Below are 13,286 nucleotides of genomic sequence, written 5' to 3' on the forward strand. Positions count from 1 at the left end.
GCATCAACAACCCGAACCTCTACTACAGAAAAAGCCGCCGGGAACCCGGCGGCTTCTTCATCGTAATCACCTGGGCAATTGCTTGCCCGCGGTTATTACTTCTTGCCTTCTTCCTTAGCAGCGTCAGCGGCCTGCGTGGCAGCGTCGGCAGCCTGGGTGGCGGCGTCAGCAGCCTGCGAGGCAGCGTCGGCAGCAGCGTCGGCAGCGGCCGGAGCGGTGGCAGCGGCGGTGGCGTCGGCCGAGGTGGCGGCGGCGTCAGCAGCCTGGGCAGCGGTGTCGGCAGCGGCCTGGGCAGCGTCAGCAGCAGCGGCGTCGCCGGCAGCAGCGGCGTCGGTGGCAGCAGCAGCGGCTTCGGTCGAAGCAGCGGCGGCGTCAGCAGCGGCTTCCTCAGCCTGCTTCTGGTTCGAGCAAGCAGCCAGGGCGAAGCCCAGAGCCAGGGCGATCAGCGCCTTGTTGAAGGTCATGGTTTGTATCCTCGTCGTTAGTTAGGCAACGCGCAATTGCGCGTCTATAACATGATGACAAGCCGGTGACGTGTGTCAAGCGGCTTGGCCGGTTTTTTTTAAGTAATACGTTCTTAACGTCTTATACCAGCTCGACCGCGATCGCGGTGGCCTCGCCGCCGCCGATGCACAGCGACGCGACCCCCTTCTTGACGCCCCTTGCACGCAGGGCATGCAACAGCGTCACCACGAGGCGGGCACCACTGGCGCCGATGGGATGGCCCAGGGCACACGCGCCGCCATTGATGTTGAGCTTGTCGTGCGGGATCCCCAGATCCTTCATCGGCGCCATGGCCACACAGGCAAACGCTTCATTGACCTCAAACAGGTCAACGTCCTCGACCTTCCATCCGGCCTTCGCCAGCACGTTTGAAATCGCTTTCACCGGCGCAGTGGTGAACCATTCCGGTGCCTGGGCATGGCCGGCGTGCGCGACGATGCGGGCGATCGGCGCGAGTCCGCGACGCTTGGCCTCGTCGGCGCCCATGAGCACTGCGGCGGCGGCACCGTCGGAAATCTTCGACGACGACGCAGCGGTCAGCACGCCTTCCTTGCCGAAGGCGGCGCGCAGGGTGGGGATCTTCGCCAGATCGATCTTGCCCGGCTCCTCGTCGGTGTCGACGACCACGTCGCCCTTGCGACCCTTGACCGTGACCGGCACGACTTCGTCCTTGAACGCACCGTTGGCCAACGCGGCCTGCGCGCGACGCGCGCTTTCGGCGGAGAAGGCATCGAGCGATTCGCGGTCGAAACCGTACTTGTCGCACGCCATGTCGCCGAACACGCCCATCGCCTTGCCGTCGTACGGATTGGTCAGGCCATCCCACGCCATGTGGTCGAGCATCTCGGCGCTGCCGTAACGAATGCCGGTACGCGAGTTGTTGAGCAGGTGCGGCGCATTGGTCATCGACTCCATGCCGCCGGCGACGACGACATTGGCCGAGCCCGCCTTGATCAGGTCGTGCGCCAGCATCATCGCCTTCATGCCCGAGCCGCAGACCTTGTTGATCGTGGTGCAGCCGGCGGACGTCGGCAGGCCCGCGCCGAGCGCGGCCTGGCGCGCGGGCGCCTGGCCGAGGCCGGCCGGCAGCACGCAGCCCATGATCACTTCGTCGACCTGGTCGGGCGCGACGTTGGCATGGGTCAGCGCGCCCTGGATGGCGGCGGTGCCCAGCGTCGGCGTCGGCACGCCGGTGAACTGGCCGAGGAAGGAACCGATGGCGGTGCGCTTGGCACCGACGATGACGACGTCGCTCATGGGGACTCCAGCAGAAAACTTCGCAAACGGGCCGGCGCGGGGCCGGAACCCACGGATTATGCGGCGGCGTGCTGCGACGCCGCAAACCACCGGCTAGCCCAGTCGCAGCAGGTACAGGCCCCGGCCGCGGCCTCGCGGGGTCTGGCGCTGGAAGCCATGCGGGACGAACAGGGCGGGGACTCCGGTCCAGACGAAGGCAGCGGCCTGCCGTTCACCCTCGGCGACCGACTGCGGGTAGGCCTCGATCTCACCCGCCCCCTTCCGCCGCGCCAGGGCGACCGCGGCCGCGACCAGGAGGCGGGCGATGCCGTGGCTACGCCAGCGCGTCGGCACGAACAGGCAGTTGAGCGACCAGGTCCGAGCGTTCCAGTCGCGTTGCAGGGCGCGGCTGTGAGCCAGCCGTGGGAAATCCGAACGCGGGCCGATCGCGCACCAGCCGACCGCTTCGTCGCCGACGAATGCCAGAACGCCCGTGGCGGCACCGCGCTCGACCAGCCTCCTGAACGACTCCCGGTTGTGGTCGCCCTTGGCGGCTTCCCACGCCTTCCCGCCGGTGGGAACCCGCCACCACATGCACCAGCAGCCCCCGCACGCGCCGCGTTCGCCAAACAGCGCCTGAAGGTGCGGCCAGTCGTCGCGGCGCAGCGGCCGTGTGCGCACGGACACCCGCGGTTCATCCGCGTGGAGGCGGCGTGGAATTGTTCGCTTCGGGACTCGCATCGATTGTGGCGGCCTCCGCTTGGATCGATACTCGACACGCGTCCGCTGGGGAGTGGACGGCGACTACCGAGGAGCTCATGCATTACCACGAAAAGGGACTTGTGACGGCCCTGCGCAGCGCACTGCTGTGCACGGGATTCTGCGGCCTGGCCGCATGCGGAGGCGGCGGAGGCGGGAGCACCAATGTCAGATCGGCCCCGCCGGCGCTCGGATCGACGACGCCGACGCAGCCGGTAGTGAGCACGCCGAATCCGGCGTACAGCCGGCACCTCACGCTGACCAATGCGGCCGAAGCGTCGCGGGCCGGCATCACCGGCGCGGGCGTGCGCATTGGCGTCGTCGACAGTGGCGTCATGGGCAACCATCCGGCGCTGTCGCCGCGCGTGGTGGACAAGCTGGTGTACGTGCCGTCGCCGCCGAACAATCTGCGCGTCGACGATGTGGTCGGGCACGGCACGGCGGTGTCGCAGATCGCGGCAGGCACGCCGTTCGGCGCATGGCCGGGCGGTATCGCGCCGGGCGCGCAGATCGTGTCGGCGCGCATCCTGTACGACAAGGATCCCGAGGACGACGGGTCCGGCCAAGGCAATTCGGTGGACGGTGCGCTGGGCATGGCGCCCATCCACCAGGATCTGATCAACCGCGGCGTGCGCGTGATGAACAACTCGTGGGGTGGTTTGTACTGGACCAATCCCGCGGCGACCGCGCCCATCGCGTCGGAGTACCGTCCCTTCATCGTGAGCAACGACGGACTGGTGGTGTTCGCGACGGGCAACGAAGCGAAGGCGAATCCGTCCAGCATGGCCGCACTGCCGAGCCAGCCCGGACCCAACGGCACGTTGCCGGCTGCGGACCTCGAACGCGGCTGGCTCGCGGTGACCGCGATCAACCCGAACAACATCAACCAGCTCGACGTCGACAGGAACGGCGCCGTCTACGCGAACGCCTGCGGCGTTGCGATGCGTTACTGCCTTGCGGCGGTCGGCACCGTTGCAGCCACCGGCAAGGACGATGGCCCGACCAGTCCCACCTACTGGAGCTGGTCCGGCACTTCGCTGGCCGCGCCGCAGGTGTCGGGTGCCGCCGCGCTGGTGTGGCAGGCCTTCCCGTACTTCAACAACGACCTGGTCCGGCAGACACTGCTCGGCACTGCGCGCGACATCGGCACGCCGGGCGTGGACGCCGTGTTCGGCTACGGCCTGCTCGACGTGGGCAAGGCGATCAGGGGCCCCGCGCGCTTCGATTGGGGCGACGTGACCGTGAACATCAACGGCGCCACGTCCACGTGGTCCAACACCATCTTCGGCAACGGTGGCCTGATCAAGCAGGGCACGGGCACGCTGGTGCTCAACGGCAGTGCGCAGTACACCGGCGCCACCCAGGTGCTCGGGGGCACGCTGCGGATCGGCACCGGCATGATCTCTCCAGTCACCATCGGGCCGGCGGGCACGCTGGCGATCGGCAGCGGCGGAAGTTCCGCCGGCGCCAACGCGGGCAACGTCGTGAACCAGGGCACGCTGCTGCTCGACTCGGGGTCCTCCGTCATCACCGGCAACTACCAGCAGTCGGCAGCCGCGCGCATGGCGCTGATGGTCGGTGCGCGCCTGAACGTGACCGGGCAGGCGGGTCTCGCCGGCAACCTGCATGTGCTCGGCGTGCTGCCGGGCTATGTGACGTCCGCGCGCGAGGTCTTCCTCAACGCCAACAGCATCACTGGCACATTCGGCAGCCTCACCGCGCAGACGGGCGTGCTGTTGAACGCGACTCCGGGTTACAGCACGACCCAGGCATGGCTCGACATCACTCGCCTTGAAGTCACCGCCACCGCGCAGTCGCTGGGACTCAGCGCGGAATCGGTCGGCAGCGCGCAGCGCGTCGAAGGCGCGTTCGATGCGATCGACTCGGGCCAGCTCGGCAGCGGTGCATCCTCGTCGTCGTTCCTCGGCGGTGCCGGTGCGATCCAGGGGTCGCCCACGGCCGCAGCGGCGGAGCGCACGCTGTCGAGCCTGTCCGGTGAGCTGCATACCGCCGACAGCGAATTCGCGCTGATGGCCATCGAAGGCAATCGTCGCGCGCTGGAATCGCGCGTGGATGCGCTGCTCGATGCCCCGGCCGGCGGCGCATGGGCCGACGAGCTGCGTTCGCAACGCGCGATGTCGCGTTTCGACATCGATGCCAACGGCTGGATGATGGGCCAGGATCGCCGCCACGGCGATCGCCTCACCATCGGCGCCGCGCTCGCGGAAACCGACGGCTACGCGTACCACGACCAGCGTTTCGATCGCGAGCGCAACCGCCAGCTCGAAGCGCAGGTCTATGCGACCTACGATCTCGGCGCGGGCTACGTGCTGGGCAACGTCGCGTTCGGTCACATGCAGCGCTGGACCCAGCGCGACGTGCTGCTCGGCGATGAGGCCTTCCGCCTTGGCACCGACTACTCCCAGCGCTATGCCAGTGCGGCCGTGCAGGCCGGTTTGCCGCTGCGCATTGGGCGCGGACGCCTCACGCCATATGCCGGCGTGCAGTCGCTGCGTCTGGATCGCGATGGTTTCAGCGAAGACGGTGCGGTCGGTTTCGGCCTGAGCACCGACGCGTCGACGATGACCTTGAGCCAGGCGCTGTTCGGCGCGCGCTGGTCCAGTCAGTGGAGCGCCGGGCGTTCGCTGTGGAGCCTGCAGGGTCGCGTCGAATGGCAGCGCCTGCTGTCGCAGTCGGGAGCCGATGTCGATGCGCGCTTCACCGGTCTCGACGTGTGGTCGCCGATTGTCGGCAGCGCGCTGGGCCGCGACATCGGCGTGGTCGGTTTCGGTCTCGGCACGGTGTTGCCGGGTGGTAGCCGCCTCGGCTTCGACGTCGATGCGCGCCACGACCAGGGCGAGACATGGTCGCGCGCGATGCTCAACTGGTCGACGGCCTGGTGATCAGGACGTTCGGGCAGCGGCTCAGTGCCGCTGCTCGAACAACTCGCGGCCGATCAGCATGCGGCGGATTTCGTTGGTGCCCGCGCCGATCGCGTAGAGCTTGGCGTCGCGCAGGATCCGGCCGGTCGGGAACTCGTTGATGTAGCCGTTGCCGCCCAGCGCCTGGATGCCTTCCAGCGCGACCTGCACGGCCGCTTCCGACGCATGCAGCAGGCACGCCGCCGCATCGACGCGACTGCTGTGGCCGCCGTCGAAATCGCGCGCCACCTGGTACGCGAACGCGCGGCTCGACTGCAGCGCGGTGTACATGTCGGCGATCTTGCCCTGCATCAGCCCGAACGTGCCGATGGCGGCGTTGAACTGCTTGCGCTCGCGCACGTAGGGCAGGGCGATGTCGAGCGCGGCCTGCATCAGGCCGATGGGGCCGCCGGTCAGCACGAGGCGTTCGGTGTTGAGGCCGCGCATCAGCACCTTCACGCCGTGGTTCACGTGGCCGAGCACGTTCTGCACCGGGATCTCGCAGTTCTCGAACACCAGCTCGCAGGTGTTCGAGCCGCGCATGCCGAACTTGTCGAGCTTCTGCGCCGTCGAGAAACCCTTCATGCCCTTCTCGACGATGAAAGCGGTCATGCACTGGCTGCCGGCGTCTTTGCCCGCAGTGCGCATGTACACGATCAGCACGTCGGCCTCGGGGCCGTTGGTGATCCACATCTTGCTGCCGTTGGCGACCCACACGCCGTCGCGCCCCGCTTCAAGACGAAGCTCGGCGCGGCAGCTCATCGAGCCGACCACGTCCGAACCCGCGCCCGGTTCGCTCATCGCCAGCGCGCCCTTCCATTCGCCGCTGCACAGCTTGGGCAGGTACTTGCGGCGCTGGTCCTCGTTGCCGTTGGCGTAGAGATTGCTCACGCACAGGTTCGAATGCGCGCCGTAGCTCAGGCCGACAGAACCCGACGCGCGCGAGATCTCTTCCATCGCGACCAGATGCGCGAGGTAACCCATGTCGCTGCCGCCGTACTCGCCCGGCACCGTCATGCCCAGCAAACCCATTTCGCCGAGCTTCGGCCACAGATCCTGCGGGAACCAGTTCTCCTCGTCGATCTGCGCCGCGCGCGGTGCGATCTCGGCCTGCGCGAAACGTTGCACGGCATCGCGCAGGGCATCGAGTTCTTCACCGAGGGGGAAAGGGCGCATGGGAGTCCTTGAACGGAGGAGAGGGCACGCGGCGAACGCGCGCGATGCTGCAATTGTAGGGGCGCGGCGTTAACCGGTCGTCTTGCGGTGCAATAAAACGTGCCGCAAGCGCCACGCGAACCGACGGCCTCTTGCCGTCATCCCCGCGAAGGCGGGGATCCAGGCCGGCACGCATCACGCATTCCGGAGGGCGGAATCGCATCCGTTGCATGGATTCCCGCCTTCGCGGGAATGACCGCAACGGAAGTCGTAGCCCGGGTAAGGCCGAAGGCCGCACCCGGGGAAGTGGCGTGTTTCCCGGGTGCGCTGCGCTTACCCGGGCTACGACACGCAGGGAGGTCAAAAGAAAACGCCCGGACAAGCCGGGCGTTTTCAGATGCATCACTGCTCGCGAAACGGCAATCAATGCCCGCCGCGAATACGACCCTGGAAACGCGGAGCCGAACGGCCCAGCGGCAGCTTCAGCTTGCCGATCGCGTTGATGCGCTCTTCGGCCAGGCGGTCGGCGGCACGGTAGGTCGGGATCGCGTCACGCTCGGCGATCTCGAAGATGCGCGCGAGGTTGTGGTAGATCGTGCGCATCATGCGCATGGCGCGCTCGCGGTTGTAGCCGTCCAGCTCCAGCGCCACGTTCATCACGCCGCCCGCGTTCACCGCGTAATCCGGTGCGTACAGGATGCCGCGCTTGGCCACTTCGTCGCCGATGGCGTTGTTGGCCAGCTGGTTGTTGGCCGCGCCGCAGATGACCTTGGCCTTCAGGCGGGGCAGGGTGTTCTCGTTGACGGTGCCGCCCAGCGCGCACGGCGAGTACACGTCGGCCGGGACGTCGTAGATCTCGTCCAGGCCCACGGCTTCGGCGCCGTACTCGGACACGGCCTTGTCCACCAGCGACTTGTTGATGTCGGTGACGAACATCTTCGCGCCGCGCTCCTTGAGCAGCTTCACGAACTCCATGCCCACGTGGCCAAGGCCCTGCACGGCGTAGGAATACTTGCCCACTTCCTCGTCGCCGAAACGCTTGTTGAGCGTGGCCATCAGGCCCTGCAGCGTGCCGTAGGCGGTGAACGGCGACGGGTCGCCCGAACCGCCGTGGACCTGGTGCACGCCGGTGACGTACTCGGTCTCGCGGTACACGTATTCCATGTCGTTGACGTCGATGCCGACGTCTTCGGCGGTGATGTAACGACCGCCCAGTGCTTCGACGAACTGGCCGAACGCGCGGAACAGCGCCTCGGACTTGTCCACGGCGGGATCGCCGATGATCACGGCCTTGCCGCCGCCGATGTTCAGGCCGGCAACCGCGTTCTTGTACGTCATGCCGCGCGACAGGCGGAGCACGTCGTTCAGCGCGTCCTGCTCGGTCTTGTACGGCCACATGCGCGTACCGCCGAGAGCCGGACCGAGCACGGTGTTATGGATCGCGATGATGGCCTTCAGGCCCGCGTCCTTGTTGTGGCAAAACACGACCTGCTCGTGGCCGAAGGTGTCCAGGGTTTCGAAAATCATCGGGTGCTCCGCGTTGGCGCGAGGAGTTGCGCGTCGCGCTTTACGCCAACTGTGAGGTGTAAGTCGTTGAATCGAAATAGATTCGCCTCTGCGACAAAGGCTATGGCCCCGCCGCAGGCGCGACAGTCTAATGCAATCGGGGGATACGGATGCGTACGCCCAGCGGCGTGATGCCCGTTCAGTAATTCCGGTACGGTCCCTGGCGCAGCCAGAGGGTCGCCAGCCACTTCACGCCGCGCTCCACGGGCAGGCCGGCGTGCAGCGAATCCACGTCCGGCGACCCGTCCGGATGCAGGTTGTCGAAGATCACCGCGCGCCCCGGCCGCGGCATCACCCGCAGCCCGGCGATCGGGAATTCGGTTTCGCCGCCGGCTTCCACGTCGTTGAGGTAGACGCAGATCGTGCGCAGGCGGTTGCCCGCGTCGGGACGGTCGCCTTCGATCGAACCGGGCGGCCGGTAATCGCGATGCGGACGGTATTCCTGGCCGGGCTCGTAGCGCAGCACGGTCAGGTGTTCGGCATGCGAGAACGGCACGCCGGCCGCGGCGGTCATGCGCAGCTGCACCGCGCGCAGCGCCATGTCCTCGAGGATGGGATCCACCGCGGCATCGCGGCTGGTGCGGATTTCCAGCGGCACCGGCTTGCCGGTGTTCGGATCGATCGTCTGCGAACGCTGCAGGCGCGGCTCGGCGTTGGCAATCAGCAGCCGGCAATCGTCCGCGCTCAGCAGACCATCGACGGTCAGCACGCGCGGACGCGCCGATTGCAGTTTCAGGTCGACCGGGCGCAGCACGTCGTCCATCTGCAACTCGCCGGCCGGGACATCCAGCGGCACGTAGTCCGGCACCGCGACCCGCGGCAACGGGCCGATGCCGTACGACGCCAGTTGCTGGCGCAGCTGCGACGCCGCGAACGGCTGCGCCTTGCAGTTTTCGCCCAGTGCCAACCGCTCGGCGAACAATCGCGCCGCGACCGCATCGCCCAGGTCCGCGCCGCGTTCGAGCAGTTGCATGCAGCGCCGCTGGTCGTCGGGATGGGCCTTGCGCGCGAAGTGCAGCGCCGCCGCGCGCAACGCCGGCGGATAGTCCGCCTTGACCGCGTGCATCACCCGCTCGTTGATCCGCCCGTCGCGCGGCAGGGCCTGCCCGCCGAGCGCGATCAGCGCCAGGAAATACCCCGCGATCGGGCTGCCCGCCATTTCCGCGCGCAGGAACCACACCGCCGCCAGTTCCGCATCGGCCTCGCAGCCCACGCCGTACATCAGCATGCGGGCGTACTCGATCTGCGCGTTCGCCAGCCCGGCTTCGGCCGCGCGGCGGTGCAGGGTGAACGCCTCTTCCAGCTCGTGCCGCACCACCAGCGCCGAGGCCAGCCGGAACAAGGCCGGCGGCGAACCCGTATGGGCCTGGCGGCGCAGTTCGAGCAGGGCGGTGTCTTCGTTCATGGCGGCGGGGAGGGGGTTGGACGGCAGTGTAGCCAGACCGCACGGGCGCGGTGCCGGTGAGGACTACCAACGCCCGCTCCGGGCCAAACCGGCCCATAACCCTGCCGCGCTACAATGCGGATTCGATCGTTTCCGTATTGAGCAGTCCATGAGCACTCCCGCCAGCAACCTGCCCGAAGCCGCAACCGAGACCAGCCCGCTGCGGTTCGTCACCGCCGCCAGCCTGTTCGACGGCCACGACGCCGCCATCAACATCATGCGGCGCCTGATCCAGGGGCAGGGCGCGGAGGTCATCCACCTCGGCCACAACCGCTCGGTCGAAGACGTCGTTCGCGCCGCATTGCAGGAAGACGCCGACGCCATCGCGCTGTCGTCCTACCAGGGCGGCCACGTCGAGTACTTCAAGTACATGGTCGACATGCTCAAGGAACGCGGCGCGTCCCACGTCCGCGTGTTCGGCGGCGGCGGCGGCACCATCACGCCGGAAGAAATCCGCGAACTGCAGGCCTACGGCGTGGAGCGCATCTACCACCCCAACGACGGCATGCACATGGGCCTGGTGGCGATGATCGAGGACGTCGTGCGCCGCGCCGAAGGCGCGCGCCTGCCGGTCGACAAGCCGCACAAGGTCGCCTTCGACAACGAGATCGAAATCGGCCGCATGCTCAGCGCCATCGAAGAGAGCGCGCTCGACGAGGCCGAACTCGCCCACCTGCGCAAGGAATGGCAGCTCGCCGGCGGCAAGACCCCGGTGGTCGGCATCACCGGCACCGGCGGCGCCGGCAAGTCCTCGGTCACCGACGAACTGCTCAACCGCTTCCTCGCCAGCTTCCCGGAGATGCGCGTCGCCGTGATCTCCGTCGATCCCACCCGCCGCCGCACCGGTGGCGCGCTGCTGGGCGACCGCATCCGCATGAACTCGCTGCGCTCCAAGCGCGTGTTCATGCGTTCGATGGCCACGCGCCGCCAGCACATGGCGACCAACATCGTGCTCAAGGACTGCATCGCCTTCCTCAAGTCGCTGGGCTACGACCTCGTCATCGTCGAGACCGCCGGCATCGGCCAGTCCGACTCGGAGATCGTCGACCTCGTCGATTTCCCCATGTACGTCATGACCAGCGACTTCGGTGCGCCGAGCCAGCTGGAGAAGATCGACATGCTCGACTACGCCGAGCTGGTCGTCCTCAACAAGTTCGACAAGCGCGGCGCCGAAGACGCCCTGCGCGACGTGCGTAAGCAGTGGAAGCGCAACCGCGTCGCCTTCCAGACCAAGGACGAGGACGTCCCGGTCTACCCGACCATCGCCTCGCAGTTCAACGACCCCGGCATCAGCTGGATGTTCGCCAACCTGTGCCGCCTGTTGCGCGACAAGCTGTCGCTGCCGGCGGACAAGTGGACGCCCGAGCTCGACACCTCGCTCAAGGAACCGCGCGCGACCGTGCTGATCCCGGGCGCGCGCGTGCGCTATCTCGCCGAGATCGCCGAGCAGGGCCGCGGCATCAACAAGCAGATCGAAACCCAGTCCGAGATCGCCGACCGCGCGCAGAGCTACTGGCAGTCGCTGAAGGACCTGGGCGACGACAAGCTCCCCGGTGCGCTCGACCTGTACGTGGCCGATGCGCTGCTACCCCTCTCCCTGGCTGCTTCGCAGCCTGTCCCTCTCCCGCAAGGGGAGAGGGGCCACACCGGCCACGCCAACGCTTCCACCTCTCCCCTTGCGGGAGAGGTCGACGCGCGCAGCGCGTCGGGAGAGGGGAGCGCGCGCAGCGCGCCCGACCGCACGCTCCTTACCCTGCGCCAGCGCTACAACGACGCCGTTCAGTCGCTCACGTCCGAAGCGTTGAAGCTGCTGCGCGACTGGCCCGCACGCCTCAAGTCCATCACGGACGAAGTCAACGAATACAAGGTCCGCGACAAGACCATTCGCGTCGAGAACTACCGCGAATCCCTGTCGCACCAGAAGATCCCGAAGATCGCCGCGCCCACCTACCGCAGCTGGGGCGAACTGCTGACCTTCCTGCAGAAGGAAAACCTGCCGGGCTACTACCCGTACACCGGCGGCGTGTACCCGTACCGCCGCACCGGCGAAGACCCCATCCGCATGTTCGCGGGCGAGGGCACGCCCGAGCGCACCAACCGCCGCTTCCACTACCTGTCGGTCGGCCAGCCGGCCGCGCGCCTGTCCACCGCGTTCGACTCGGTCACGCTGTACGGCGAAGACCCCGCCGTGCGCCCGGACATCTACGGCAAGATCGGCAATTCCGGCGTCAACATCGCCACGCTGGACGACATGAAGAAGCTGTACTCCGGCTTCGACCTGTGCGCGCCCACCACATCGGTGTCGATGACCATCAACGGCCCGGCGCCGATCATCCTGGCGATGTTCATGAACACCGCCATCGACCAGCAGGTCGAGAAGTACCTGCGCGCCGACGACGCGCGCTGGAACGCCGCGCACGACAAGATCGAGAAGATGTTCGAAGGGCGCGCGCGTCCGCAGTACAGCGGCATGCTGCCCGAAGGCAACGACGGCCTCGGCCTGGGCCTGCTGGGCGTCACCGGCGACCAGGTCGTCGACGCGGAAACGTACGAGAAGATCAGGGCCGAGACGCTGGCCACCGTGCGCGGCACCGTGCAGGCCGACATCCTCAAGGAAGACCAGGCGCAGAACACCTGCATCTTCAGCACCGAGTTCGCCCTGCGCATGATGGGCGACATCCAGCAGTTCTTCGTGGACCGCAACGTCCGCAATTTCTACTCGGTGTCCATCAGCGGTTACCACATCGCCGAAGCCGGCGCGAACCCGATCAGCCAGCTCGCCTTCACCCTGAGCAACGGCTTCACGATCGTGGAGTACTACCTCGCGCGCGGCATGAAGATCGACGACTTCGCGCCCAACCTGTCGTTCTTCTTCAGCAACGGCATGGACCCGGAATACACCGTCATCGGCCGCGTCGCCCGCCGCATCTGGGCCCGCGCCATGCGCGAGCGCTACGGCGCGTCCGCGCGCAGCCAGATGATGAAGTACCACATCCAGACCAGCGGCCGCTCCCTGCACGCGCAGGAGATCCAGTTCAACGACATCCGCACCACGCTGCAGGCCCTGTACGCGCTGTTCGACAACTGCAACAGCCTGCACACCAACGCCTACGACGAAGCCATCACCACGCCGACCGAAGAAAGCGTGCGCCGCGCCGTGGCCATCCAGATGATCATCAACAAGGAACTGGGCCTCAACTTCAACGAGAACCCCTGGCAGGGCAGCTTCATCGTCGACAAGCTCACCGACATCGTCGAAGAAGCCGTCTACAAGGAGTTCGAAGCCATCAGCGAGCGCGGCGGCGTGCTCGGCGCAATGGACACCATGTACCAGCGCGGCAAGATCCAGGAAGAGAGCCTGTACTACGAGCACAAGAAGCACGACGGCAGCCTGCCGCTGATCGGCGTCAACACCTTCCTGCCCAAGGACCACGGCGGCGACATCGTCACCGAGATCGAACTGATCCGCTCCACCGAAGGCGAGAAGGGCCAGCAGATCGACAACGTCGCCGGCTACCAGGGCAACCGCAACGGCTTCGCCGCCGACGGATTGAAGTCGCTACAGGCGACTGCTCGCGAACGCCGTAATGTGTTCGCCAGTTTGATGGAGGCGGTGAAGACGCATTCGCTGGGGCAGATTAGTCATGCCCTTTATGACGTGGGTGGGGAGTATCGGCGGAATATGTGATTCTTGTTGCGTC

At 67.2% G+C, this 13,286-nt stretch carries 8 protein-coding genes; 2 read left to right on the forward strand and 6 right to left on the reverse strand.

The window, feature by feature from the left end; all coding sequences use genetic code 11:
* Positions 1 to 95 precede the first annotated feature (95 nt).
* The 3 genes from FOF45_RS17905 to FOF45_RS17915 all read right to left on the reverse strand — a co-directional run bounded on the left by FOF45_RS17905 (position 96) and on the right by FOF45_RS17915 (position 2,427).
* Positions 96 to 464: a hypothetical protein gene (locus tag FOF45_RS17905; RefSeq protein ID WP_158987838.1), complete on the reverse strand. Its 369-nt coding sequence runs from the start codon at positions 462 to 464 to the stop codon at positions 96 to 98.
* Between the two features lie 121 nt (positions 465 to 585).
* Positions 586 to 1,761 (reverse strand): thiolase family protein, encoded by a 1,176-nt coding sequence (locus FOF45_RS17910; protein ID WP_158987840.1) that lies wholly within the window; start codon positions 1,759 to 1,761, stop codon positions 586 to 588.
* A gap of 93 nt (positions 1,762 to 1,854) precedes the next feature.
* Positions 1,855 to 2,427 carry a GNAT family N-acetyltransferase gene (locus tag FOF45_RS17915; RefSeq protein WP_158987842.1) on the reverse strand — a complete coding sequence of 191 codons (573 nt, stop codon included), beginning with the start codon at positions 2,425 to 2,427 and terminating at the stop codon, positions 1,855 to 1,857.
* 290 nt (positions 2,428 to 2,717) lie between these two features.
* Here FOF45_RS17915 and FOF45_RS17920 point away from each other — a divergent pair, with 290 nt between their 5' ends.
* A complete protein-coding gene (locus FOF45_RS17920; RefSeq protein WP_233264258.1) occupies positions 2,718 to 5,402 on the forward strand; it encodes a S8 family serine peptidase in 2,685 nt (894 codons plus the stop codon).
* Positions 5,403 to 5,423: 21 nt separating this feature from the next.
* On the opposite strand, the gene FOF45_RS17925 is transcribed toward FOF45_RS17920, so the two are convergent.
* From FOF45_RS17925 to FOF45_RS17935, 3 genes are all read right to left on the reverse strand, one after another.
* Entirely contained in the window at positions 5,424 to 6,596 is a 1,173-nt protein-coding gene (locus tag FOF45_RS17925; protein ID WP_158987846.1) for an isovaleryl-CoA dehydrogenase, read from the reverse strand.
* A gap of 402 nt (positions 6,597 to 6,998) precedes the next feature.
* Positions 6,999 to 8,102, reverse strand: coding sequence for a Glu/Leu/Phe/Val dehydrogenase dimerization domain-containing protein (locus FOF45_RS17930; RefSeq protein ID WP_158987848.1), 1,104 nt, complete (start codon positions 8,100 to 8,102; stop codon positions 6,999 to 7,001).
* Between the two features lie 178 nt (positions 8,103 to 8,280).
* Entirely contained in the window at positions 8,281 to 9,546 is a 1,266-nt protein-coding gene (locus FOF45_RS17935; protein ID WP_158987850.1) for a 2OG-Fe(II) oxygenase, read from the reverse strand.
* 148 nt (positions 9,547 to 9,694) lie between these two features.
* Between FOF45_RS17935 and FOF45_RS17940 the strand changes: the two genes are divergently transcribed.
* Positions 9,695 to 13,273 (forward strand): methylmalonyl-CoA mutase family protein, encoded by a 3,579-nt coding sequence (locus tag FOF45_RS17940; protein ID WP_158987852.1) that lies wholly within the window; start codon positions 9,695 to 9,697, stop codon positions 13,271 to 13,273.
* Positions 13,274 to 13,286 lie beyond the last annotated feature (13 nt).

This window comes from Lysobacter panacisoli, from assembly GCF_009765165.1.
Lineage (GTDB): Bacteria > Pseudomonadota > Gammaproteobacteria > Xanthomonadales > Xanthomonadaceae > Lysobacter_J > Lysobacter_J panacisoli.